The sequence below is a fragment of the Mesorhizobium sp. B2-3-15 genome, assembly GCF_006442875.1.
Classification (GTDB): domain Bacteria; phylum Pseudomonadota; class Alphaproteobacteria; order Rhizobiales; family Rhizobiaceae; genus Mesorhizobium; species Mesorhizobium australicum.
In genome coordinates this window covers 30,193-53,089 of the sequence record NZ_VFVO01000010.1, presented here as the reverse complement: position 1 = coordinate 53,089, position 22,897 = coordinate 30,193, and the positions used below count along the sequence as shown (strand labels likewise).

The window sequence follows — 22,897 nt, the reverse complement described above, 5'->3', positions numbered from 1 at the left end:
AAGCGTCAAAGCGCCTTCTGCAACTCCGGCAGGATGACGAAGAGGTCGCCGACGAGGCCGTAGTCGGCAACCTGGAAGATCGGCGCTTCCTCGTCCTTGTTGATGGCGACGATGACCTTGGAATCCTTCATGCCGGCAAGGTGCTGGATGGCGCCGGAGATGCCGACCGCGATGTAGAGATCGGGGGCGACGACCTTGCCGGTCTGGCCGACCTGCCAGTCGTTCGGCGCGTACCCGGCATCGACGGCGGCGCGGGAGGCGCCGACGGCAGCACCGAGCTTGTCGGCGACCGGCAGGATGACTTCCTGGAATTTCTCCGAGGAACCGAGCGCGCGGCCGCCCGAGATGATGATCTTGGCCGAGGTCAACTCCGGACGGTCGGTCTCCGACAGCTTGTTCTCGACGAAGGTGGACAGGCCGGGATTGGCTGCCGCATTGACCGTCTCGACCGAAGCCGAGCCACCGTCGGGCGCGGCCTGGAAGGAGGCGGTGCGCACGGTGATGACCTTCTTGGCGTCGCTCGACTGCACCGTCTGGATGGCGTTGCCGGCATAGATCGGCCGCTTGAAGGTATCGGGCGAGACCACTTCGATGATCTCGGAGACCTGCGCGACATCGAGCAGGGCCGCCACGCGCGGCGCGATGTTCTTGCCGGCCGACGTCGCCGGCGCGATGACCGTGTCGTAGGCGCCAGCCAGCGAGACGACCAGTGCCGCCGTCGGCTCGGCCAGGCGCTCGGCGAGTTCGTCGGCTTCGGCGAGCAGTACCTTGCTCACGCCCTTCAGTTTCGCTGCTGCGTCGGCGGCAGCCTTGGCGCCTTTGCCGGCCACCAGCACATGAACGTCCGAGCCGATCTGCAGGGCGGCCGAAAGCGCTTTGGCGGTCTGGTCGGAAAGGGTGGCGTTGTCGTGTTCAGCGATGAGGAGAATTGCCATGTTGTCTGTTCCTTCCGATCTCAGAGCACGCCGGCTTCGTTCTTGAGCTTGTCGACCAGTTCGGCGACGCTCTTGACCTTGACACCCGCCTTGCGGCCGCTCGGCTCCTCGGTCTTGATGACCTTGAGGCGTGGCTTGACGTCGGCGCCGTAATCGGCCGGGCTCTTCTCGTCGAGCGGCTTCTTCTTGGCCTTCATGATGTTGGGCAGCGAAGCATAGCGCGGCTGGTTGAGGCGAAGGTCGGCGGTGACGATCACCGGCATCTTCAGCTCCACCGTCTGCAGGCCGCCGTCGACTTCGCGCGTCACCTTGGCATGATCGCCCTCGATCACGACTTTGGAGGCGAAGGTGCCCTGCGCCCAGCCGAGCAGGGCCGCCAGCATCTGGCCGGTCTGGTTGGAATCGTCGTCGATCGCCTGCTTGCCGAGAATGACAAGGCCTGGCTGTTCCGCATCGACGACGCCCTTCAGCACCTTGGCGACGCCCAGCGGCTCGGTCTGTTCGTCGGTCTTGACCAGGATGGCGCGGTCGGCGCCCATGGCGAGTGCGGTGCGCAAGGTTTCCTGCGCCTGCTGCGGACCGATCGACACGACGATGATCTCTTCGGCCTTGCCGGCTTCCTTGATCCGGATCGCCTCTTCCACCGCGATCTCGTCGAACGGGTTCATCGCCATCTTGACGTTGGCCAGCTCCACCGCCGAACCATCAGCCTTCACGCGCACCTTGACGTTCGCGTCCACAACCCGCTTCACGGGCACAAGGATCTTCATTTGCCTGTCACCTCTTCACGCTAGTTGGGCGCGCTATAGCAGCCTGCGCCCCTTCTGAGTTGTCGAAAGCCGACATTCCTGACTGAATTCCGGCCAGACGGAATTCTGGCCGGATGGAAATTCTGGTCTTTGCCCGCCCTGGCTGCTCCTTAAACGCCTTGGGCCGCGGCGGAGACGTTTCCGTAATTGTGGCAACCCGTGCCGTCAATACGCTGAAAGCCGCTCAAATCGGTTCAGTTTGGGCCAGAAGGGTTTCCACGTCCCCAGCGCGTCGTGGTGGCGGCCGTTTGGGGCGCCGCTGGTTCGCCGACCACCGGCGGCTGTTCAGGAGTAGGTACCACGGCAACCTCGTCGGCGGGTGCGAACAGCGGCACGCCGCGGCTGCGCAGGACCAGCACCAGAACCGCGCCGGCAATGATGCCGCCGATGTGGCAGGCCCAGGATATCTGATCCTCGCCGCCGGCCGCGAACATGACGATCTGGAACAGCACCCACAGGATGAGCGGGATAAAGGCTGGAATGCGCAAAGGGATGCGGGCGAAGGCAAGCACCCACACCTTCACCCTGGGATAGAGGATCAGGTAGGCGACGACCACGCCGGCGATGGCACCCGACGCGCCGATCAACGGCGCCTGCGAATCCCAGGCGACCAGCCCCTGGAAGGCGGCTCCGGCGATGGCGCACAGCAGATAGAAGATCAGGTAGCGGATGTGGCCGAGCGCGTCCTCGACATTGTCGCCGAAAACCCAAAGGAACAGCATGTTGCCGCCGAGATGGAAAATATCGGCATGCAGGAAGGAATAGGTGAGATAGCTCAGGCTCTCGGGGATGATGACAAAGCGGGGGTCGAGTTCGGCCGTGTCGTGAACGACGGACGGGATGAAGCCGAGGCCAAGCACGGCGGCATTGGTGAAGTTCTCGCCGCCGAGCGCCGTGGCGCAATAGATCACGGCGTTGGCGACAATCAGACCGATGGTCACATATTGCAGCCTGATGTGGCGCAGCCTGTTGGTGTCGTAAAGCGGGATGAACATCGGTCGCCGGCCCCTCCCGCCTCTGGTCCGTTCAGCGGTTCTTGCCGGGAACCCATAGCACGTCGGCATTTCCGTTGTCATTGACCGCCCGGGCGGCGACAAACAGGAAATCCGAGACGCGGTTGATGTATTTCAGCCCGTCGCGGTTGACGTGTTCGGCCGGGTCCTGAGCCAGGGCGACCATCAGCCGCTCGGCGCGCCGTGCCACCGTGCGGGCGAGATGAAGCGCCGCCGCTGCCGGCGTGCCGCCGTTCAGCACGAAGGATTTCAGCGGCTGGAGCTTCTTGTTGAGGACGTCGATGTCGTGCTCGACACGGTCGGTCTGCGTGGCAACGATGCGCAACGGCTCGTAGCCAAGCGGCTTGCCGTCATCAGGCACGGCGAGATCGGCGCCGAGGTCGAAGAGATCGTTCTGGATGCGCGAGAGCATGGCGTCGATCGCCTGGTAGCTCTGTTCGGTATGCACGCGAGCCATGCCGATGCAGGCATTGGCTTCGTCGACCGTGCCGTAGGCGTCCACCCTGAGATCGGATTTCAGCCGCCGCTCACCAGTGCCAAGGCCCGTAGTGCCATCATCGCCGGTGCGGGTGTAGATCTTGTTGAGCTTGACCACATCGCCTCCCGAAAAGCCTCACTTGCGGGTGAAATACACGGCCAGCAGGATCAGCGCCAGCGCCACGGCCTGCAGCAGGACGCGGGCCTGCATCAGCTTGTTGGAGGTCACACCGGAGCCGCCGCGCATCATGTTGATGAGCCCCCTGATCAGCACGACCACCACGGCGGCCATGACCAGAATGGCAAGGATGTTGAAGGCAGTGGCCATTTTTGCGTTTCCAGTTCTTTGCTTGTTCAGGCGCGCTTGGCGAGCAGGCGGTGGAGCATCGAGGCCGGCAGGATGCGTTTAAGCATGGCGCCGATCCTGGCCGACATTGTTACCACATAGTGCGGGCGTGGGCGCCGCGACAGAAGTGCATGGCGAAGCACCTTGTGGACCACTTCAGGCCCGGGCTTCCGCGCCGATTGGCTGCCGCCGGCGCGCATGCGCTCCAGTTGCGCGGCATAGTCGGCGCGATGCGCGGAATTCTCATGGTCGATATTCCTGAGGAACCAGGGCAGGCCATTGCTGGCGATCTTCGATTTCACCGGCCCCGGCTCGATCAGCGAGACATGGATGCCGCTGCCGGCCAGTTCCTGGCGCTGGCACAGCATCAGGGCCTCCAAGGCATGCTTGGAGGCCGAATAGGCGCCGCGGAAGCGCACAGGCACGAGACCGAGGATCGACGAGCAATGGACGAGGCGGCCGTGGCCCTGGCGTCGCATCACCGGAACCAGGCGGCGGGTCAGGTCGTGCCAGCCGAAGAAATTGGCCTCGAACTGCTCCCTGAGCGCCGCAACGGGCAGATCCTCGACGGCGCCTGCCTGCGCGTAGGCGCCGTTGTTGAACAGCGCGTCGAGCCTGCCGCCGGTGCGGTCGAGCACCGCCGCCGCCAGAGCGGCTATGGAGTCCGGTTCGCTATAGTCGAGGTAAAAAGCCTCGACGCCGTCGACTTCGAGGGCGGCGATGTCCTCCGGCTTGCGCGCCGTCGCGAACACCCGCCAGCCCTCAGCCTTCAATGCACGGGTGCAATAGGCGCCTATGCCGGAAGATGCACCGGTGACGATGATGGTGCGCAAGTCTGCCGCTGGAGAATTCGGGGTTTGACGAAGGGTTGCCATTTGCCGCATTCATTTCCCATATTCGCGGCGTCGAGACAATCGAGGGGAGCGCGCGTCCTTGCTGCGGAACATTGTCGCCCTGCGCCGCGTGCTCTACGACGCGCTCGGCCACTTCAATACCGATGACGGCTGGGCGATGGCCAGCCATCTGGCGATCACTTCGCTGATGGCGCTGTTTCCATTCCTGATCTTCGCCACGACGCTGGGCAGCTTCCTTGGTGCCCAGGCCTTTGCCGACACAGCCGTGCACCTGGTCTTCGACACCTGGCCGGACCAGATCGCCAAGCCGATCGCACACGAGGTGCTGAACGTGCTGACCGTCAGGCGCAGTGATCTGTTGACTTATGGCGTGCTGCTTGCCGCCTACTTTGCCTCCAACGGCATCGAGGCGCTGCGCACCTCGCTGAACCGCGCCTATCGGGTCACGGAAACGCGCGGCATCATCTATCGCCGGGTGCAAAGCATCTTCTTCGTGCTGATCGCTACCGCCGGGTTCCTGGCGATAAGCGTGCTGCTGGTGTTCGCGCCCCTGCTGGCGCGGCTGGCGGAAGCCCATTTCGAATGGATCAAACCCTATACGGGCACGATCACGCTGTGGCGGTACGTCATCGCCTCAACCGTCATCATCGGCGGACTGTTTGCCGTCCATTACTGGCTGCCGGCCGGCAAGCGCCGTTTCGTCTCGCTGATACCCGGCATCATCTTCACACTGGCCGCATGGCTTATCGGCTCGACCATGTTCGCCACCTATCTCGACCATTTCTCGTCCTATGTGACGACCTATGCCGGTCTCGCCTCGATCATGATCGCGGTGGTCTTCCTCTACATCGTCTCGGCGATCTTCATCCTCGGCGGCGAGCTCAACGCCGCGATCAGCCGTTATCTAGAGGCGCGTGCCCGGGTCGGCTGAAGTTTGCCTGTTCGGGCGGTTGCCAGGCCCACGCCGAAAGTGGTGATGGCCATGCCGACGATCTGCAGCGCATTGAGCTGCTCGTTGAACAAGGCCCAGGCGATGACGGCCGTCACCGCCGGCACCAGGTAGAACAACGAGGCCACTTTCGACATCTCGCCGTCACGGATCATCACCATCAGGAGAAAGATGGCGCCGAGCGACAGCACCAGCAGCAGCCAGCCCATGGCGAAGACCAATTCGCCATTGATGACGACGGTTTGGGTTTCGAAGGCAAGCGAAGCCAGGATCATCAGCGAAGCGCCGCCGACATATTGCCACATGGTGGCCGCCACGAGGTCGCCTCCGGACGCAAAACGCTTTTGCCAGATCGTGCCGGCGCTCATGCCGAGCACCGAGACCAGCGAGGCGGCCAGTGTCGCCGCCGTCACGCCGCCACCGAGCGCCCCGAGTTTCGGCCACAGCACGATGACGATGCCGACCAGCCCGATAGCGAGGCCAAGCCAGTGGCGCGGCAGGATGGCCTCGCCCAGAAACTTGCCGGCAAGCACCGCGGTGATCAGCGGCTGCAGGCCGACGATCAGGGCCGAAAAACCGGCCGGCATGCCTCGATGGATGGCCCAGAAGACGGCGCCGAGATAGATGCCATGCATCAGCACGCCGGCGCCGGTGGCATGCAGAGCCTCCTCGCGGGTGGCTCGTTTCGAGCCCAGCACCAGCATCAGCACGGCCAGCAGGATGGCGGCGAGCACGAAACGCGCGGCGAGGAAGGTGAACGGCTCCGCCCATGGCATGGCGTAACGCGCGCCGATGAAGCCGGTCGCCCACAAGACAACGAAGGTGGCGGGGATGAACCGCTTGATGCTGGACATTTTCCGGGATCGCCGCGCTGGTGAGAATTGACCGTGAGGATGCTCTAGTCCTGTTCAACCCCGCGCGCAAAACGAAACGATTGATCCATGCGTCAAGGAGGTTGAACGGGTGGCGTGTCCGGAGAGCGTTTCTCCTGTCAGAGCCCAACCATCCTTCTGACTTCCTCCGGCGAGGCGCCTGCGTCGCGCAAGGCGGCAAGGCCCGTATCCCTGAAGCTCTTCGACAGTTTTCGCCCATCCGGCCCGAGGATCAGCCGATGATGGAAATAGGCGGGTGGCTGCAATCCCAGAATCTCCTGCAGCAGGCGTTGCACCCCGGTCGCGGAAAACAGGTCCTGTCCGCGCACGACATGGCTGACGCCTTGCAGGGCATCGTCGATGACTACGGCGAGGTGGTAGCTGGTCGGGATGTCGCGGCGCGCCACGATAACGTCGCCCCAATCCTGGGGACGCGCCTCGACGGAGCGCGTCGTGGACAGCGTCCCGTCGCTGAATTCGGCCCATGCCAGGTCCCTGCCGGCACGCGCCATGGCGGCGCCGACGTCCAGCCGCCAGGCGAAGGGCGCATTCTCGGCAATCCGCCGGTTGCGTTCCTTCATCGAAAGCGCCTTGTCGGCCGGGGGATAGAGCGGCACACCGTCGGGATCGCGCGGCCAGTCGCGCCCGCGCTTTTCGCCGTCGGCGATGAAGGCACGTATCTCGCCGCGGCTCATGAAGGCGGGATAGACGAGTTCCTCGCGGATCAGGCGCCCGAGCACCGTTCCATATTCTGCAAAATGCTCGGACTGGCGGCGCACGGGCTTTTCCCAGTCGAGGCCCAGCCATTTCAGATCGGCGATCATGCCCGCCTCGAACTCCGGCGTGCAGCGCGTGGTGTCGATATCCTCGATGCGCAGCAGCAGGCGGCCGCCACTGGTATTTGCGAGCTTCTGGTTGAGCAGCGCCGAATAGGCGTGGCCCAGATGCAGTTCGCCGTTGGGGCTGGGCGCGAAGCGGAATGTCAGGAGCGTCATGTCTCGAGCGGCAATCGGGTTGTGCTGTGGTTTTGGCGGTTGCTACCTTGCTGCACATCTTCGGACAAGGATACCATGCGGCGCATCGCGACACTGGACGACGTTGAGCGGGGGCTGGACGCGCTTTGCCTCATCGACCCGCGCCTGGGGAAAGTGCGCGGCATGGCCGGCGAGGTGCCGCTCAGGCTTTCGGAGCCGGGCTTCAGGAGCCTGGCCTCGATCATCGTCTCGCAGCAGGTGTCGCGGGCGAGCGCCGATGCGATCTTCGGCCGGCTGACGAAACTCGTCGATCCGCTGACGCCGCGGGCGATCCTTGCCGCCGGCGAGGACATGTTTCGCGAGGCCGGCCTGTCGCGGCCCAAGCAGCGCGGCCTGATCGCGGTCGCCCAGGCCGTGGCCGATGGGCTCGATCTGCATCACCTCTGTTCGCTCGATGCCATGGAGGCGATCGCCAGGATGACGGCGGTGCCCGGTATCGGTACGTGGACGGCGGAAGTGTATCTGTTGTTTGCGGCCGGGCATCCCGACATTTTCCCGGCGCGCGACGTCGCCCTGCAGAGCGCTGTCGGCCATGCGCTCGGCATCGACCCTCGTCCAGCGGAGAAAACACTGATCGCGCTGGCCGAATCATGGAGCCCGTGGCGAGGTGTCGCATCGCGGCTTTTCTGGTCCTATTATCGCGAAACCAGGGGCCGGGACGCCGCGCCGCCGGCCTGAATCCGCAAGAAAGCCTAAAAATCATGTGTTTTTGGCGCTTCGTGCCAGCGACAATCCGCTTCACATCCCTGTCATGTCAGGCTTACAGTATCCACGCCGAACGGTTCTAGAACTAGGAGGTCAACAAGGTGACGGTTGCCGTATCTCCGGATGGGCTTCCAGCGCTGGTGCTGAATGCGGATTACCGTCCGCTCAGCTATTACCCCTTGTCGCTCTGGTCCTGGCAGGACGCCATCAAGGCGGTGTTCCTCGACAGGGTGAACATCGTGGCCGAATACGAGCACGCCGTATCCTCGCCGACCTTCTCGATGAAGCTGCCGAGCGTGGTTAGCCTGAAGGCCTATGTGAAGCCGTCCAGGCATCCGGCCTTCACCCGTTTCAACGTCTTCCTGCGCGACCGTTTCCAGTGCCAGTATTGCGGTACCCCCGAGGACCTGACCTTCGACCATGTCATCCCGCGTCACCGTGGCGGCGCCACGACATGGGAGAATGTCGTGGCCGCCTGTTCGCCCTGCAATCTGAGGAAGGGCGGCATGATGCCGGCTCACGCCAAGATGTGGCCGCTGCAGAAGCCGTTTCAGCCGACGGTGCATGATCTGCACAATAACGGCCGCCTGTTCCCGCCCAACCATCTGCATGAAAGCTGGATGGATTATCTCTACTGGGATGTCGAACTGGAGCCTTGAGTTCGTTCGAAGAATTCGGGAGGTTGGCCGTCTGGAGCAAATTGTCTGCGCTTCCGGGGCTCACGAAGTTGATGGCCGCTCCGCTCCGGTTCTCGAAAATCACTTTATCCGACCCAGCCTGCCGAATTCTTTGAAGGATCTCAAGTCGGCGCGTTCGCTACATCAGTCGCGGGCCAGCGCGCCACGGAAGGCGACGGCGGCGAGGATCAGGCTGGCGATGGCGTTCCAACCGGCCAGCGACAGGCCGAGAATGCGCAAGGCGGCCTTGTCGCAGGAGGGCGGCACGAATTTGTCGAGCGCGTCGAGGACGCCCTTGCCACCGGTGTCGACCGGTCCGGCGCCCGCCGTGCAATCGGCAGGACCCTGCCACCAGGCCCATTCGACGCCGGAGTGATAGACGCCGAGATAGAGCCCGTACAGCATCAGGAGGCCGCCAATGGCCAACAGGCCGCGCGTCAGCCATGCGGGTGCGCGCAGCATCGACGCTATCGCCGCCAGCACCATCAACGGCACGCCGATGTAATACGGCGTGCGCTGTTCCAGGCAGAGGTGGCAGGGGATGTAGCCGCCAATGTGCTGGAAGCCGAGCGCCGAGCCAACGGTCGCGGCCATCGCGACGGCGAGAAACAGGGCCGCGCGTGTCCGCTGGTGGCCGGTATCGGCATTCATGGTCGCTGTCATGGCGTCTTTCGTCCGTTGTGTTCGCCGTCCGCAAAGTCTGCTCGCCGCGCTGCCAAAACCGTTGCGCGGTTTTAAGCATCAAACCTCAGAGGGCGTATTTGATCAGGATATAGAGCAAAATCAGGGCGACCGCGGCGGCGCCGACGATCAGGCCCAGGCGCTTTTCGATGAATTCGCGGATTGGCTCGCCATAGCGGCGCAAAAGCCACGCCAGCAGCAGGAAGCGGGCGCCGCGCGCGATGATGGCCGAGACGATGAAGACAACAAGGTTGATGTGGAGCGCGCCGGCCAGAATAGTGACCACCTTGATCGGCGGCAGGTGCGCAACGCCGGATGTGACGAGCAGCACCAGCATTAGCCCGGTGCCGGAAGACTGCCACTTCTCGAACGTGGCAAGGCCGCCGAAGTGCTCCAGGATCGGCCGTGCTATTGTGTCGTAGGCATAGTAGCCGATCAGCCAGCCGGCGATGCCGCCCAGCACGGACGCAACGGTGGCGGTCAGCGCGTAGCGATAGGCGCGTTCGGGGCGCGCCAGCGCCATGGGCAGGAACAGAACGTCTGCCGGTATGAAGAACACCGAGCTCTCGACGAAAGCGATGAAGGCCAGCCACCATTCGGCGGATTTGCGCGCCGCCAGCGACAGGGTCCAGTCATACAGTCCGCGAAGCATCGGCTCTCCTATGGAACGGCCCGTCTGTCTAGAAAGGTTTTTCGCGCTGCACAATGGCTGCGGTCTTACAAATTGGAAAGGTGCCGTCTGGTCGCGGCAGAGGCTGGTTTGGAAATTGGCCTGTTGACGAACAGGCCTCCGACCGTATAGTCCGCGCCCATCCAGGCCGCGCGGCCTGAGCCCCTATGGCGGAATTGGTAGACGCGCTCGACTCAAAATCGAGTTCCGCAAGGAGTGCTGGTTCGATCCCGGCTAGGGGCACCATCCTTCAAAATCAGAGCAAAGCTTAGCCATTTTGGGGGCAGTTATCGCGGGAGGCGCTCAGGCCATGCTTGCCGCCGCCACTTAGCCACGGAACGAGAAGGCGGCATAGAAGAAGCTCGACATCCGAGAATCCGGTCTCGCAAACCAGATCCTCTTCGGCGCCGGAAAGCAGCGGCAAACGGCCGGCCATTTCTGCCCAGGCCGCGGCCTTCCCCAATCGACGTCGGCGAAGGCGGACGAACGCGCCAACCAGCGCTTCGCCGTTCCGTTCGGCACGCTGTGGTGGGCGACAACAAGGCGCGCGCCGGTTTCAGCCGCTCGCTTCTGTCGAGAAAGTGCAGCGTAAGCAGACATGTCGCGCCTGCTGCACTTTTCATCAGACGTGTGTATAAGACACATATTACTGAGTGAGGGCGCAGGTCGTTCCTTGCAACGTGCGACACTTGCTGTTGGTTATGGTCTAATCCTTCATCGTATCGACGAGCATTCGCATCAAGCGGACTAGATCGTCGAAGTCCTTGCGGTCCCAGTCGGCGAATTTCGCAACGGCTATTTGCTCCCGCGCCGCATCCAGCGCGTCCGTCGCCGCTTTTCCCTGCGGTGTGACAACGGCCTCGCGAACTCTCTTGTCAGCAGCGCTCAAGCGCCGCGTGACCAGTCCCAGCTCCTCCAGTCGTGACACCTGTCGACTGACGGTCGTGTAATCGCGACCGACGCGGCCAGCCAGATCGACAACGCCGATCGGGCCAAGTCTCTCGACAAGAACGAGCAGCGGGAAGAGGGCACGCTCGAGCGTGAGGCCCGCCTTGGTGAGCAATTCCACATCCCGCTCGGGTCGGTTCATGATGGTGACGATGTCAATCAGCGAGCGATGCAGCTCGGGCAACAACACTTTAATATGTGCGTTATGCACTTTCTTTATTGACACCGGCTTGGCTCCCTTTAATATGTGCATTATGCACATTGGAGCCGAAAATGGAAGAGCGAGCTGAAATTGACGTCCTGATCTGCGGCGCGGGAGCAGCCGGGCTGACGCTTGCAATCGACTTGGCGAGGCGAGGCGTGTTGTTCCGCATCGTTGAGCAGATGGAACGTCCCTTCGCCGGCTCGCGCGGCAAGGGCTTGCAGCCACGCACGCAGGAGGTGTTCGAGGATCTGGGCATAATCGACCGCATCATGGCAGCCGGCGGTGTCTATCCGCCGATGAGGGAGTATCGCAACGACGGCGGCTATGACGAAAAGGCAGTTTTCGAGGCGCCCGAACCCTCGCCCGACGTCCCCTATTTCATCGCGCTCATGATCCCGCAGTTCCTTACAGAGGGCGTGATGCGCGAGCGCCTCGCGGAGCTGGGCCATCGTGTCGAGTTCGGCACCGCATTGATCGACTTCGAGCAGGACGATGATGGCGTCGGCGCCCGCCTCAAGTCGCCCGACGGCGAGGAGCGGGTCCATACGCGCTATCTGGTTGGTGCTGACGGTGGCCGCAGTTCGATCCGCAGTGCGCTCGGCATTGCCTTTCCCGGCAAGACGCTGGGTGTCCATGCAATCGTGGCGGATGCCCATCTGAGCGGACTCGACCGCGCTGCCTGGCACCAATTCAATGACGGCGACATGGAGCGGCTCGTCATGATCTGCCCGCTCGCGGGCACGGACCTGTTCCAGGTGCAGGCGCCGATCCCGCTGGACGGCGAGCCTGACCTTTCCGCGGATGGATTGACGCGGATGATCGCCGAGCGGACTGGCCGTAGCGACATCGATGTTCAGTCGGTGGCCTGGGCATCCGCCTACGCGATGAACGCGCGTCTGGCTGACCGCTACCGGGTCGGACGGGTTTTGCTAACCGGGGACGCCGCGCATATCCATCCGCCAACGGGCGGACAGGGCCTCAACACCAGCGTTCAGGACGCCTACAATCTCGGTTGGAAATTGGCCGCAGTCTTGGCTGGCGCCCCCGAAGCGCTGTTAGACACCTATGAGGAGGAGCGACGCGCCGTTGCGGCGGATGTCCTGGGGCTTTCGACCCAGTTGCTCGACCGTCAGCGCGAACAAGGCGGCATGCGGCGCGGCCGCGACACACATCAGCTCGACATCGGCTATCCCCACTCATCACTTTCTCACGACGGAGGTGGTCGGACGATTGGCCCGCGGGCCGGTGAGCGCATGCCGGACGCGACCCTAACTGGCGCCGCTGGACAGCCCCGCCGTCTGTTCGACGTGATGACCGGCACGCACTGGACCCTGCTTCTATCGAGCCCTGACTACTGGCCGATCGTGGCTGCGCGCGCGGGCCTGCGAGTGGTCACGGTGGGCGAAGGCGCGGAACTGCGCGACCCCTCCAATCAGCTCAGCTTGGCCGAGGGCGGCTGCCTGCTCATCCGGCCGGACGGCTATGTCGGCGCCACTTTCGATGCCGCGAGTTCCACCCTGGTCGGTGACTATCTGGCGAAGGTACTTCCTTCCGAGAACGCCTGCTCTCAGTCAAACGGGAGGGTCGACGTTGCACCAACATGACGGACTTGCGAGATCAGGACGGCCTGCGGAGGCCGTCCCCGGACACGACAGCCGCTGGAACGCATGTCGGCCGTTCGACTGTCCTAGGCCCGCCATGCCAGAAGACATTTCTGAATGGGATTGCAAGGCCGACCAGCAGCGCGGCCCACAGGGCAGTTGTCGCAATCTACGGTTTTGCATCACCCACGCCAGCGCAGGTCTAGCGCCGCCCGAGCAAACTCTTCATCCGGTTGCGCAGCAGGCGCGCCATGTTGCGGGTTTCGCGGTAGAGATGCAGCTGCGAGGCGGCCTGGCGGGCGAGGCGGTCGGCGTCCCTTGTCAACCCGATCACCAATGTGCCGACCGGCTTGCGCTCGCTCCACAGCCGGCTCATCACCGGGTGGTCGGGCACGGCGCAGGAATCGGTCATCATGATGTTGGGATCGTCGAGATGCTGCCTGGTGACCTCGATCATCAGCAGCGTGCCCGGCGAATAGGCGGCCAGCGTCTCGTCATAGGCCGTCTTCCAGGTGTAGGCGACGCCAGCCTCGACGAAGACGATCAGGCAAGCGATGGTGCGGCCGTCGAGCGTCAGCGAATGGATGCGGCACATGTCCTGTTCGGCGAGCCGGTGCACCGCCTCGCGGGCGAAGGCGGCGCGGAAGCGGTCGATCGCCATGGCGGTGCGCTCGCGGCCTTTCCAGCCGGACGCCTCCAGCGTCAGGAAGTGCTCGATGGCGTGGCGGATTTCCTCGGGGCCGCGTGCCACGACATGTTCGAGCTTGCCGAGATCGCCGAGGCGCCGCTTCAGGCGGCGGAATTCGCGATAGTGGTGCGCGCGCAGCGAAGCCTTGAGATAATCGTCGCCGTCGAGTTCGCTCTCCAGCACGGGGCGTGAAGTCTGGCCCGTGGTGACCAGCGCCAGGCCACGCGTCTCGGCCACGGTGGCGACCAGGCTCGACACCGGACCGTCGAGCCTGATGTCGGGCAGGACCAGAACTTTCGGCAGCTTGAGATGCGGGCGCGACAGCATCGAGAAGAAGTCCTCGACCACGCCGACCGGATCGTCGCGGTCGATCAGCGGCGTGCCGAGCGGGCCGAATGGGCTCGACCAGGTGCGCATGACCGGCACGCCGAGCGGCACCACCGGCCGTTCCACCGAGATCGGCACCAGCAGCCGCAGCCGGTTGCGGTATTCATCGCCGTCGCGGATCACGGCAAGGCGCACCTCGCGATCTTCCAGCCGGGGCATGGCCGGCGCCAGGAAACGCGGGTTGAAGAAGACGTTCGGCTCGATCGTGCGGGCGCAGAGATAGTCCAGTTCCTCGACCAGGTCGAAGCCGGCCGACGCCGGGTAGATGGCGAGTTTGCGCTCGGGCCGGTTGTTGGCGAGGATCTCGATATGAGCGGGATCGGCGTCGCGCGCCAGCCCGGCAAGGCCGGACACCATGGCGCCGGCGGGACCGCCGCTGGTTTCCTCAAGCAGAGGGATGGCGGCCATCAGGCGGCTCCTTTGGCTGGCACGAAGATCGCCATGACGATGCCGAGCTTGCGCCAGACCGTGAAAGACAGTGCGCCGGCCTCGAAGATCATGGCAAAGGCGGTGGCCATGGCTGCGCCCCACAGGCCGAAAAGCGGGATCAGCACCACATTGAGCCCGATGTTGAAGGCCAGTGTCATGGCATAGACGGCGGCGCAGACATTCTGATTGCCGCTCATGGTGAGCAGGCTTTCGCAGGGGCCAACGGCGGCGCGCGCCACGACGCCGAAGACGAGCAGGAACAGAAGCGGATAGCCCGATGTGAATTCGGGGCCGAACAGCACCAGCATCGGTTCGCCCAGCGCCAGCACCAGGAAAGCCATCAGCAGCGAGGGCCAGAAGGTCCACGATACCGTCTCGCGGGCGAAGGCGGCAAGCTTTTGCGGCTCGCCATGGGTGAACTGCGCGTAGCGCTGGGCAACGCCGGCCTTGACCGCGAAATAGACGAAATGCACCAGCGCCAGCGTCTTGACCGTGGCGAAATAGACGGCGACGTCATTGGGATCCATATAGGCGCCGACCATCAGCACATCGGCGTTGGTGAGCAGGAAGAAGAAGCTCTCGACCAGGAAGATCGGCAGCGAGACGACGAACCATTGCGCGAAATGCACTTTCATCGGGCCGGCCGGAATTTGCCTTTCCATGCGCTGGGTGACCCCGATGAGCTGGGTCAGCGTGGTGGCGTAGGTAGCGGCGATCGAGGCGAAGATCGCCGTCCGCGCGTCGGCGGCGTAGCCCGCCCAAAGCATCAGCGCCATGAACAGCAGGATCAGCACCGGCCGGATCAGGTAGGTCGGCGACAGCGCGAACAACGCCCATGAATTGGCGCGCGCCAGCCCTTGCAGCAAATCCGACAGCGCGATCATCGGCAGGCAGATGACCCCGAGGATGAACGGTATCACGTAGTAGTTTTCGATCCAGGGCGCGGCCAGCCAGACGCCGAGGGCGCCGAGCCCGGCGATGACCGTCGAGGCGATCAGCACGAACAGGCGGCTTGCAACGACGATGCCGCGCAATTCATCCATCAGGCCGCGCTCGCGGTATTCGGGGATGAAGCGGATGACCGATGTGTGGAAGCCGAGGCAGGCGAGGTTGCCGACGATGACCATCGTCACCCAGACCAGCACGAAGATGCCGTATTCGAAGGAACCCATCCAACGCGCCATCAGCACCTGGCTGATGAAGGCGATGACGGCACTGACGATGCGGATGGAGAAGGCGATGACCGACATGCGGCCGGCCTCGCCGCGTTCGTCGGCGGTGAACAGCACGGCGTCGAGGCGGCCAAGCAAAGGCTCCACGCGCAGCGCCAAACGCTGCGGCAAGAACCGCCCGGCAGTCGTGGCCGCGGAAAAGCGCACCCCGATTTCTCTCCGTTTTCCGCCTCTTTTCAGGCTTTGGTGTAGCGAAGACACCTTAAGAAAGCGTGGGTGGGGAGGGCGTGCGTAGTAGCCGAGGGTCGAGCGACGACGAACGGGTGAGGGTGCCGCAAAGGCGACACAGGCGCAGCGCCGTTTGTCAATCAGTCAGGTCTACCGGCGTCACGTCTCGCCGTGCCTTGCAACATGGTCGATCGCGCAACGGCTGATACCGATGTCCTTCAGCATGAAACCGGGCATGGCCTCCAAGCGACGCCGGCCATGCCGCAGGTGCCATCCGTATGCAAGCCAAGCGATAACGGCCATCAGGCGCGAAGGCCGGGTGCGCGGCCTCGCCAGGACGATGTCGATTTCGGGCATGATTTCTCCTCGCGATGCGCGCGAAAAGCCTGCCGGCACGGGCCGGCAGGCGGCGCCGTCAGTCGGCCTTTTTCATGGCGTCGCACGAGACGTTCGGGTTCATGTCGGCGAAGGCGCCGGTCGGGTTTTGCTTCCAGGCCCAGACATGAAGTTCGTAGAAAGGGCCGAGGCCATAGCGGTTGGGAGCGCTGTTGAAGTTGAACAACTGGCCTCCGAGCGAGGCCGGACCCTTCGCGGTGATGTATTCGACGGCCACCGGCTTCAGCGTGCCATCGGACATCGGCTCGTACATCACGGCCTCCGGCTTGGCGAGGTCGATCGCATCGTCCTTCAGATAGGCGCCATTGACGTAATGAATGCCCATGGCGCCGCCAGTGATGCCACTGGCGCAAGGAATCGGCGCATAGCCCTCGGCGGTGGCCGCCGCGACGTTCGCGAAGCGGCTGTTGGCCGCCCGCACCTCGTCGGCAAGCGGATTGCCCTTCCCCGCCGATGCGGCGGTGGAAGCGATCGACGTGAACAGCGCGGCAAGGCGCCAGAAATTGACGTTCATTTTGTTCTCCATTGATTGTTGATGATCCGCACGCGCCCAGGCCGGCCAGCAAGGCCAGGCCTGGCTGCAGACGCCTGCGGCATGGGATTGGCAGTACGGGACGGGTTCGATCCTCGTCCATCCCGTCTAACCGGACCGCGGTCTCATTGGTGCCACCACCAGTATTCCCAGTAGTCCCGCCGCATCTCGTGCTCCGGCAGACCGACGTCCCGTCTCAAATAATCGTCTTGCGGAGGCAGGCGCCCGCGCCGGCCTCGCAATGGCGATAGCAGCGCGGAGACAATCCGCGATGCGAGACCGCGCCGGGGGGGTGCAGGGTCGAACGCCATGCCGGCGGCCGTTTCGGGAGGGAACAACAGGGAAAACCGCCCACTATCATTGCCCAGGACAATTTCACGCTCATGGCTCCATCCTTGCTCCATTGGATCAGCGATAAAAGTAGGGGTCCAGGACCCTCACCTCCGTGATCTTGTCCACCGGCAGGGAATTCTTCTGCGCCGTGCTGCGGATGGCCTCCGGCGAGGGGGCGTCGTAGATGCAGAAACTCTTGCTCTTGTCGGGCGAGACGAAGGACTGCACCCAGGTGACCCCCTTCTCGGCATTGCGCATGATGATGCCGCCAAGCGCCGTTGCGCCGATGTCGTTCATCGGCAGGTTGAGTCCGTCGGGGAATGTCCGTTCGATCAGATAGCGAGGCATGGAATGGCTTCCTTTTACGATTGATTCACGCTCGAAATGAGCGCGGTCGGAGAAAAACCATGGCCTTCGAAAGCGCGCATCGGAGCCTTTCCCCATATTTCGCGGGACGATTCCCTATGTTTTCGACGTTCGATCTTGGAGCCACACTGCGGATACCGAAGCGTGGGTATCCTGGGGGATGGGGCAGACGACGATACTCATGGGCCAGTAACGATGCTTCTGGAGCGGCAGGCGCAACTTGATCAGTTGGAGGAACTGCTCGCGGCGGCGGCGCGCGGTCGCGGCCGCGTGGCGGCATTGCTGGGTGAGGCCGGCGCCGGCAAGACGGCACTCGTCGAGGCGTTCGTAAGCGGTGTTGGGCAGCACGTTTCCATATTCCGCAGCGCCTGCGAGGATCTGTCGATCCCCGATCCGCTGGGACCCCTCTACGATCTGGCCCGGGACGCGCAGTGGGCACTGCCCCGGGCGATCGATGACCGGCAAGGCCAGCGGCTGCCCCTGTTTTCAGACGCTCTCGAGGTTTTCGAGGCGAGGTCTCGGCCGGGCCTGCTGGTCATCGAGGATATGCACTGGGCCGACGACGCGACCCTGGACTTCGTCCGTTTCCTGGGCCGACGCATCGCCAACACGCATATGCTGGTGCTGTTCACGGCACGCACCGACCGCAGCGAAGGGCAGATGCGCGCGCGTCGGGTGCTCGGTGAAATTCCGGCCGCCAACGTCCAGCGTATCGAAGTGCCGCTGCTTAGCGAAGCGGCGGTGTTGTCGCTTGCCGAAGCCGCCAACCGCGACGGCAGCGCAATCTATCGCGCCACCGCGGGCAACGCCTTCTTCGTCACCGAGTTGCTGGCTGCCGAAAGCGAGATGATCCCGCCGGCCAGCGTCCGCGACGCTGTGCTGGCGCGTGCCGAGCGCCTGTCGCCGGGCGGGCGCTCGATGCTCGACGCGGTGTCGGTGTTTCCACGCCGCGCCGATGTCTGGGCGCTGCGCGGCCTCTGTGGTGTCGCCAGCGCGGGCCAACTGGCGGAATGTGTCTCGAATGGCCTGCTCGACGATCTCGGCGATGGCTATGCCTTCCGCCACGAGATCGCCCGTCGCGCCGTCGAGATGGCGCTGACCCCAAGCCATCGGCGCGAATTCAACCAGCGCGCGCTTTCCGCACTGCAGGAAAACGCCGAGGTGGCTACGGCAAGACTTGTCCACCATGCGGTGGAGGCCCAGAATTTGGAAGCGGTGCGCGAGCTTGCCCCGCTTGCGGCGCGCGAGGCTTCCCGCGTCGGCGCGCATCGCGATGCGGCCGGCTATTACGAGGTCGCCCTGCGGCACGCCGACGGCCTGCCCATGGGCGACCGGGCGAGGCTTTACGAAGGCTATGCCTTTGAATGCCATCTGATCGGCCGCATCGATATGGCCATCGAGGCGCAGGGCCAGGCGCGGCGGTTGCAGCAGGCGTTGGGCGACACGCTCAGGGAGGGCGACAGCCTCAGATGCCTGTCGCGCTTCGCCTATCTGGTGGGTGACCGAGAACAGGCGGACCTGTTCGGGGCACAGGCGGTGGAATTGCTGGAACAGGCGCCGGCCAGTCCGGAGCTTGCCATGGCCTATTCCAATCTCTCGCAGCTGGCGATGCTGGCCGAGAAGCTCGACGAGACGCTGCTGCTCGGCTGCAAGGCAGTCGGTTTGGCCGAACGGTTGAACAAGCCGGAGATAGTCTGTCATGCGCTCAACAATCTTGGCTCCGCCGAGCAGTGGCTTGACCTGGCCAAGGGCCGTCTGCACCTCGCCCGCAGCCTTGACATCGCGCTCGGGCAGAATTTCCAGGAGCACGCCGCACGCGGCTTCACCAATTGCGCCTGCGCCGAAATGAACCAGCTCGACCTTGTCCGGGCGCAATCCTTTCTCGACCGGGGCATCGCCTATTGCGTCGAGAATGACCTCGCGACCTGGCGCGACTATATGCGGGGCGTGCAGGCGCAATTGCTTTTGCGACGCGGCCTTTGGGACGATGCGGCCGCGATGGCTCACGACGTCATCGACGATAGTGCGACCACGGCCCTGGTGCGCTACCCATCCTTGGTCGCGCTGGCGAAATTGCGCATAAGACGAGGCGATCCGGCCGCGCCGTTGCTGGACGAAATGAAGCGGTTCCTAGACAAAGGAATGGAGCTGCAGCGGCTGGTCCCCTACACGGCGTCGATGGCCGAACTGGCATGGCTCGGGCAAGGCGACACCGAAGAGGCACTTCGCCTGATCGACCTGGCCGAAAGCCTGTCGCCGACGAGGGCAATGTTCGCCGAGTTGGCCGTCTGGCGGCTGCTCTTGTCACCTGAAAGCAGTCCTGGCGACACGACCGGCATGGCGGAGCCCTATCGCCTGCTGCTCACCGGCGACTGGCGTGGTGCCGCGATGCTGTGGGCCCGGCTGGGCGCTCCGTTCGAACGGGCGCTCGCCCTGTTGTACGGCGACGAGCCGGCGCTGCGCCTGGCCCTGGACATATTCGAGGGGCTCGGTGCCCGGCCGGTGGCCCAGCACGTCCGCGCCGTCATGCGGCAGAATGGCGTCCATAACATTGCCAGGGGACCGCGGCAGAGCACACGCGCCAATCATGCTGGCCTGACGCTCCGCCAAATGGAGGTTCTGCACCTGATCGAGCGCGGTTTCTCCAATAAGAGAATCGCCGAGCACCTAACCATCTCACCGAAGACCGTCGATCATCATGTCTCAGCGGTGCTGGGCAAGCTGGACGCCGTTTCGCGCGGCGAGGCAACCGCCGCGGCGCGCGATTCCGGGCTGATCTGACAATATGGGAGCCGCCCCCGGATCAGAAGTCCGGGGAACACCGATCCTGCAGGTCTTTACGCGAAAGTCCCGTGGCAGTGCTTGTATTTCTTGCCGGAGCCGCAGGGGCAGGCTTCGTTGCGGCCGACCTTGCCCCAGGTTGCGGGGTTGTTAGGGTCGCGGTCCTCGGGAGCGACGATGGCGGTGCTTTCCTGGCGTACCAGAAGGGCCGTTTCGCCGCCTTCGAAATCATTCTCGCCGGTGGTGCCGTCAATATGCGTGCCGAACATGTCGGGCGCTTCAGGCGGCGGCGCTTCGGCGGCCTGGCGGACCAGTTCGACGCGCATCAGCTGCGCGGTGACGGCCTGGCGCAGATTGCCGAGCATCGCCTGGAACAGCTCGAACGCCTCGCTCTTGTATTCCTGCAGCGGATCGCGCTGGGCGTAGCCGCGGAAGCCGACGACCGAACGCAGATGGTCGAGATTGACGATGTGCTCGCGCCACAGATGGTCGAGCGTCTGCAGCACCACGGAGCGCTCGACATAGTTCATCACCTCGGGACCGAAACGGTCGGCGCGTTCTTTTGCCGCGGCGTCGGCGGCTTGAGAGATGCGCTCGCGAATGTCGTCCTCGGCGATGCCTTCTTCCTTGACCCAGTCCTCGATCGGCAGGTCGAGATTGAGGAATTCGGCGACCTCGGCCTTCAGGCCGGCGACATCCCACTGTTCGGCATAGGCGTTTTCGGGAATGGCCTTGGCGACGATCTCGTCGATGACGCCCGCGCGCATCTCGCCGATGGTCTCCGAAAGGCCCTCGCCGTCCATCAGCTCGATGCGCTGCTCGAACACCACCTTGCGCTGGTCGTTGGAGACGTCGTCATATTTCAACAGGTTCTTGCGGATGTCGAAGTTGCGCGCCTCGACCTTCTTCTGCGCCTTTTCCAGCGCCTTGTTGATCCAGGGATGGATGATGGCCTCGTCTTCCTTGAGGCCGAGCTTCTGCAGCATGCCGTCCATGCGCTCGGAGCCGAAGATGCGCATCAGATCGTCCTGCAGCGACAGGAAGAATTTCGATCGGCCGGGGTCGCCCTGGCGGCCAGAGCGGCCTCTGAGCTGATTGTCGATGCGGCGCGATTCATGGCGCTCGGTGGCGAGCACGTAGAGGCCGCCGGCGGCCAGCGCCTTTTCCTTCAGGCGCTCGACGTCGGCATTGATTTCCTTTTCTCGCGCTTCGCGTTCGGGGCCTTCCGGCATGTCGCCCAGCTCCTCGGCAATGCGCATCTCGGCATTGCCGCCGAGCTTGATGTCGGTGCCGCGGCCGGCCATGTTGGTGGCTATGGTGATGGCGCCGGGCTTGCCCGCCTGGGCGACAATTGCCGCTTCCCGCTCGTGATGGCGGGCGTTGAGAACCTCGAAATCCGTGAAGCCTTCCTTGCGCAGGCGCTCGGCCAACTGCTCGGACTTTTCGATTGAGGTCGTGCCGACCAGTGTCGGCTGACCCTTGGCGCTGGCTTCGCGGATCTCCCTGACGATCGCCTTGTACTTCTCCTCGACCGTCCGGTAGACCTCGTCGTCCTCGTCCTTGCGGATGACCGGCAGGTTGGTCGGGATCTCGGTGACTTCGAGACCGTAGATGTTGCCGAATTCCTCGGCTTCGGTCAGCGCCGTGCCGGTCATGCCGGAAAGCTTCTTGTAGAGGCGGAAGTAGTTCTGGAAGGTGACGGAAGCAAGCGTCTGGTTCTCCGGCTGGATCGCCACGTGTTCCTTGGCTTCAAGCGCCTGGTGCAGGCCTTCCGAATAGCGGCGGCCGGGCATCATGCGGCCGGTGAACTCGTCGATGATGACGATCTCGCCGTTGCGCACGATGTAGTCCTTGTCGCGCTGGAACAGCCGGTGCGCCTTCAGCGCGTTGTTGACGTGGTGGACGATGGCGACGTTCTCGACGTCGTAGAGCGACTCGCCCTTGAGCAGGTCGGCATCGCGCAGCATGTTCTCCAGCTTCTCGGTGCCTTCCTCGGTGAAGATCGAGGTCTTCTGCTTCTCGTCGATCTCATAATCCTGCGGCTGCAGCTGGATGATGAAGGTGTCGATGGTGTTGTACATTTCCGAACGGTCCTCGAGCGGACCAGAAATGATCAGCGGCGTGCGCGCTTCGTCGACCAGAATGGAATCGACCTCGTCGACGATCGCGTAATTGTGACCGCGCTGCACCATCTGGGCGCGCTCGTACTTCATGTTGTCGCGCAGATAGTCGAAGCCGAGCTCATTGTTGGTGGCGTAGGTGACATCGGAGGCGTAGGCGACGCGACGCTCCTCGTCCGACAGGCCATGGACGATGACGCCGACCGAGAGGCCGAGGAATTTGTAGACGCGGCCCATCCATTCGGAGTCGCGGGTGGCGAGATAGTCGTTGACGGTAACGACATGGACGCCGTTGCCGGCAAGCGCGTTGAGATAGACCGGCAGCGTCGCGACCAGGGTCTTGCCCTCGCCGGTGCGCATCTCGGCGATGCCGCCATTGTGCAGCACCATGCCGCCGATCAGCTGGACGTCGAAGGGGCGCATGCCAAGCACACGGCGCGCGGCCTCGCGCGCGGTCGCGAAGGCCGGGATCAGCAGATCGTCGAGGCTGGCGCCGTTGGCGATATCCTGGCGAAATTTTTCCGTGCGGCCGGCAAGCTCGGCATCGGAGAGCGCCCGCATCTCGTTTTCCATGGCGTTGATCGCCTCGACACGGGGGCGGGTCGATTTGACCCGACGGTCGTTGGAGGAACCGAAAACCTTACGGGCGAGACCGCCGAGACTGACCATCCAATGGTCCTTTCGATAGA

22 protein-coding genes and 1 tRNA gene are annotated in these 22,897 nt (G+C 63.9%); 6 read left to right on the top strand and 17 right to left on the bottom strand.

Translation table 11 applies throughout. From position 1 onward, the window contains the following. Positions 1-5 precede the first annotated feature (5 nt). From FJ954_RS20500 to FJ954_RS20475, 6 genes are all read right to left on the bottom strand, one after another. The gene (locus tag FJ954_RS20500) at positions 6-935 is read right to left on the bottom strand and encodes an electron transfer flavoprotein subunit alpha/FixB family protein (protein WP_140662810.1); all 930 of its coding nucleotides are present in this window, start codon (positions 933-935) and stop codon (positions 6-8) included. Between the two features lie 20 nt (positions 936-955). Next, complete coding sequence (locus tag FJ954_RS20495) at positions 956-1,705, bottom strand: electron transfer flavoprotein subunit beta/FixA family protein (protein WP_140662808.1); 750 nt, start codon at positions 1,703-1,705, stop codon at positions 956-958. A 233-nt stretch (positions 1,706-1,938) separates the two neighbouring features. Then, entirely contained in the window at positions 1,939-2,739 is an 801-nt protein-coding gene (locus tag FJ954_RS20490) for a rhomboid family intramembrane serine protease (protein ID WP_140662806.1), read from the bottom strand. 31 nt (positions 2,740-2,770) lie between these two features. After that, the gene (locus tag FJ954_RS20485; protein WP_015315566.1) at positions 2,771-3,352 is read right to left on the bottom strand and encodes a cob(I)yrinic acid a,c-diamide adenosyltransferase; all 582 of its coding nucleotides are present in this window, start codon (positions 3,350-3,352) and stop codon (positions 2,771-2,773) included. An 18-nt stretch (positions 3,353-3,370) separates the two neighbouring features. Continuing rightward, a complete protein-coding gene (locus FJ954_RS20480) occupies positions 3,371-3,562 on the bottom strand; it encodes a twin transmembrane helix small protein (protein WP_015315567.1) in 192 nt (63 codons plus the stop codon). Between the two features lie 26 nt (positions 3,563-3,588). After that, complete coding sequence (locus FJ954_RS20475; RefSeq protein WP_140662805.1) at positions 3,589-4,455, bottom strand: SDR family oxidoreductase; 867 nt, start codon at positions 4,453-4,455, stop codon at positions 3,589-3,591. A gap of 58 nt (positions 4,456-4,513) precedes the next feature. Here FJ954_RS20475 and FJ954_RS20470 point away from each other — a divergent pair, with 58 nt between their 5' ends. Then, positions 4,514-5,365, top strand: coding sequence for a YihY/virulence factor BrkB family protein (locus FJ954_RS20470; protein ID WP_015315569.1), 852 nt, complete (start codon positions 4,514-4,516; stop codon positions 5,363-5,365). Here FJ954_RS20470 and FJ954_RS20465 read toward each other — a convergent pair. Together FJ954_RS20465 and gluQRS are read right to left on the bottom strand one after the other, a co-directional pair. Further along, entirely contained in the window at positions 5,335-6,237 is a 903-nt protein-coding gene (locus tag FJ954_RS20465) for an EamA family transporter (protein WP_140662803.1), read from the bottom strand. The genes FJ954_RS20470 and FJ954_RS20465 overlap by 31 nt on opposite strands. 137 nt (positions 6,238-6,374) lie before the next feature. After that, entirely contained in the window at positions 6,375-7,250 is an 876-nt protein-coding gene (gene gluQRS / locus FJ954_RS20460; protein WP_140662802.1) for a tRNA glutamyl-Q(34) synthetase GluQRS, read from the bottom strand. Positions 7,251-7,325: 75 nt separating this feature from the next. On the opposite strand from gluQRS, the gene FJ954_RS20455 reads away from it, so the two are divergent. Both FJ954_RS20455 and FJ954_RS20450 read left to right on the top strand, forming a co-directional pair. Further along, positions 7,326-7,967 (top strand): DNA-3-methyladenine glycosylase, encoded by a 642-nt coding sequence (locus tag FJ954_RS20455; protein WP_140662800.1) that lies wholly within the window; start codon positions 7,326-7,328, stop codon positions 7,965-7,967. A gap of 128 nt (positions 7,968-8,095) precedes the next feature. Further along, positions 8,096-8,653, top strand: coding sequence for an HNH endonuclease (locus FJ954_RS20450; RefSeq protein WP_006328497.1), 558 nt, complete (start codon positions 8,096-8,098; stop codon positions 8,651-8,653). A gap of 162 nt (positions 8,654-8,815) precedes the next feature. Here the strand turns inward: FJ954_RS20450 and FJ954_RS20445 are convergent, their stop codons facing one another. Next, the gene (locus FJ954_RS20445; protein ID WP_140616849.1) at positions 8,816-9,334 is read right to left on the bottom strand and encodes a disulfide bond formation protein B; all 519 of its coding nucleotides are present in this window, start codon (positions 9,332-9,334) and stop codon (positions 8,816-8,818) included. A gap of 85 nt (positions 9,335-9,419) precedes the next feature. Next, positions 9,420-10,004, bottom strand: coding sequence for a YqaA family protein (locus FJ954_RS20440; protein ID WP_015315574.1), 585 nt, complete (start codon positions 10,002-10,004; stop codon positions 9,420-9,422). 179 nt (positions 10,005-10,183) lie between these two features. On the opposite strand from FJ954_RS20440, the gene FJ954_RS20435 reads away from it, so the two are divergent. Beyond that, positions 10,184-10,268, top strand: a tRNA-Leu gene (locus FJ954_RS20435). A gap of 460 nt (positions 10,269-10,728) precedes the next feature. Here FJ954_RS20435 and FJ954_RS20430 read toward each other — a convergent pair. Beyond that, entirely contained in the window at positions 10,729-11,196 is a 468-nt protein-coding gene (locus FJ954_RS20430; RefSeq protein WP_015315575.1) for a MarR family transcriptional regulator, read from the bottom strand. A 47-nt stretch (positions 11,197-11,243) separates the two neighbouring features. Here FJ954_RS20430 and FJ954_RS20425 point away from each other — a divergent pair, with 47 nt between their 5' ends. After that, entirely contained in the window at positions 11,244-12,779 is a 1,536-nt protein-coding gene (locus tag FJ954_RS20425; RefSeq protein ID WP_140662798.1) for an FAD-dependent oxidoreductase, read from the top strand. Positions 12,780-12,978: 199 nt separating this feature from the next. Here the strand turns inward: FJ954_RS20425 and FJ954_RS20420 are convergent, their stop codons facing one another. The 5 genes from FJ954_RS20420 to FJ954_RS20395 form a co-directional block, all read right to left on the bottom strand. Then, complete coding sequence (locus tag FJ954_RS20420; RefSeq protein ID WP_140662796.1) at positions 12,979-14,259, bottom strand: GNAT family N-acetyltransferase; 1,281 nt, start codon at positions 14,257-14,259, stop codon at positions 12,979-12,981. Beyond that, positions 14,259-15,659, bottom strand: a complete 1,401-nt coding sequence (locus tag FJ954_RS20415) for a lipopolysaccharide biosynthesis protein (RefSeq protein WP_015315578.1) — start codon at positions 15,657-15,659, stop codon at positions 14,259-14,261. Before FJ954_RS20415 ends, FJ954_RS20420 begins: the two co-directional genes overlap by 1 nt. Positions 15,660-15,839: 180 nt before the next feature. Continuing rightward, entirely contained in the window at positions 15,840-16,037 is a 198-nt protein-coding gene (locus FJ954_RS20410) for a DUF1127 domain-containing protein (protein WP_140662794.1), read from the bottom strand. Positions 16,038-16,095: 58 nt separating this feature from the next. Continuing rightward, positions 16,096-16,590, bottom strand: coding sequence for a hypothetical protein (locus tag FJ954_RS20405; RefSeq protein ID WP_140662792.1), 495 nt, complete (start codon positions 16,588-16,590; stop codon positions 16,096-16,098). A 426-nt stretch (positions 16,591-17,016) separates the two neighbouring features. Next, entirely contained in the window at positions 17,017-17,289 is a 273-nt protein-coding gene (locus FJ954_RS20395) for a DUF4242 domain-containing protein (RefSeq protein ID WP_023770749.1), read from the bottom strand. Positions 17,290-17,502: 213 nt separating this feature from the next. Here FJ954_RS20395 and FJ954_RS20390 point away from each other — a divergent pair, with 213 nt between their 5' ends. Further along, positions 17,503-20,088: an AAA family ATPase gene (locus FJ954_RS20390; RefSeq protein ID WP_140663016.1), complete on the top strand. Its 2,586-nt coding sequence runs from the start codon at positions 17,503-17,505 to the stop codon at positions 20,086-20,088. 56 nt (positions 20,089-20,144) lie between these two features. Here FJ954_RS20390 and secA read toward each other — a convergent pair whose 3' ends face one another. After that, entirely contained in the window at positions 20,145-22,877 is a 2,733-nt protein-coding gene (secA, locus tag FJ954_RS20385; protein ID WP_015315583.1) for a preprotein translocase subunit SecA, read from the bottom strand. Positions 22,878-22,897 lie beyond the last annotated feature (20 nt).

Excerpts from the sequence above, each read along its gene's own strand:
- FJ954_RS20455 (WP_140662800.1), top strand. The coding sequence starts at position 7,326 with ATGCGGCGCATCGCGACACTGGACGACGTTGAGCGGGGGCTGGACGCG.
- FJ954_RS20390 (WP_140663016.1), top strand. The coding sequence starts at position 17,503 with ATGCTTCTGGAGCGGCAGGCGCAACTTGATCAGTTGGAGGAACTGCTC.
- FJ954_RS20440 (WP_015315574.1), bottom strand. The coding sequence starts at position 10,004 with ATGCTTCGCGGACTGTATGACTGGACCCTGTCGCTGGCGGCGCGCAAA.
- FJ954_RS20475 (WP_140662805.1), bottom strand. The coding sequence starts at position 4,455 with ATGGCAACCCTTCGTCAAACCCCGAATTCTCCAGCGGCAGACTTGCGC.
- FJ954_RS20490 (WP_140662806.1), bottom strand. The coding sequence starts at position 2,739 with ATGTTCATCCCGCTTTACGACACCAACAGGCTGCGCCACATCAGGCTG.
- gluQRS (WP_140662802.1), bottom strand. The coding sequence starts at position 7,250 with ATGACGCTCCTGACATTCCGCTTCGCGCCCAGCCCCAACGGCGAACTG.
- FJ954_RS20425 (WP_140662798.1), top strand. The coding sequence starts at position 11,244 with ATGGAAGAGCGAGCTGAAATTGACGTCCTGATCTGCGGCGCGGGAGCA.
- FJ954_RS20495 (WP_140662808.1), bottom strand. The coding sequence starts at position 1,705 with ATGAAGATCCTTGTGCCCGTGAAGCGGGTTGTGGACGCGAACGTCAAG.
- FJ954_RS20410 (WP_140662794.1), bottom strand. The coding sequence starts at position 16,037 with ATGCCCGAAATCGACATCGTCCTGGCGAGGCCGCGCACCCGGCCTTCG.
- FJ954_RS20480 (WP_015315567.1), bottom strand. The coding sequence starts at position 3,562 with ATGGCCACTGCCTTCAACATCCTTGCCATTCTGGTCATGGCCGCCGTG.
- FJ954_RS20420 (WP_140662796.1), bottom strand. The coding sequence starts at position 14,259 with ATGGCCGCCATCCCTCTGCTTGAGGAAACCAGCGGCGGTCCCGCCGGC.
- FJ954_RS20465 (WP_140662803.1), bottom strand. The coding sequence starts at position 6,237 with ATGTCCAGCATCAAGCGGTTCATCCCCGCCACCTTCGTTGTCTTGTGG.
- secA (WP_015315583.1), bottom strand. The coding sequence starts at position 22,877 with ATGGTCAGTCTCGGCGGTCTCGCCCGTAAGGTTTTCGGTTCCTCCAAC.
- FJ954_RS20500 (WP_140662810.1), bottom strand. The coding sequence starts at position 935 with ATGGCAATTCTCCTCATCGCTGAACACGACAACGCCACCCTTTCCGAC.
- FJ954_RS20405 (WP_140662792.1), bottom strand. The coding sequence starts at position 16,590 with ATGAACGTCAATTTCTGGCGCCTTGCCGCGCTGTTCACGTCGATCGCT.
- FJ954_RS20445 (WP_140616849.1), bottom strand. The coding sequence starts at position 9,334 with ATGACAGCGACCATGAATGCCGATACCGGCCACCAGCGGACACGCGCG.
- FJ954_RS20395 (WP_023770749.1), bottom strand. The coding sequence starts at position 17,289 with ATGCCTCGCTATCTGATCGAACGGACATTCCCCGACGGACTCAACCTG.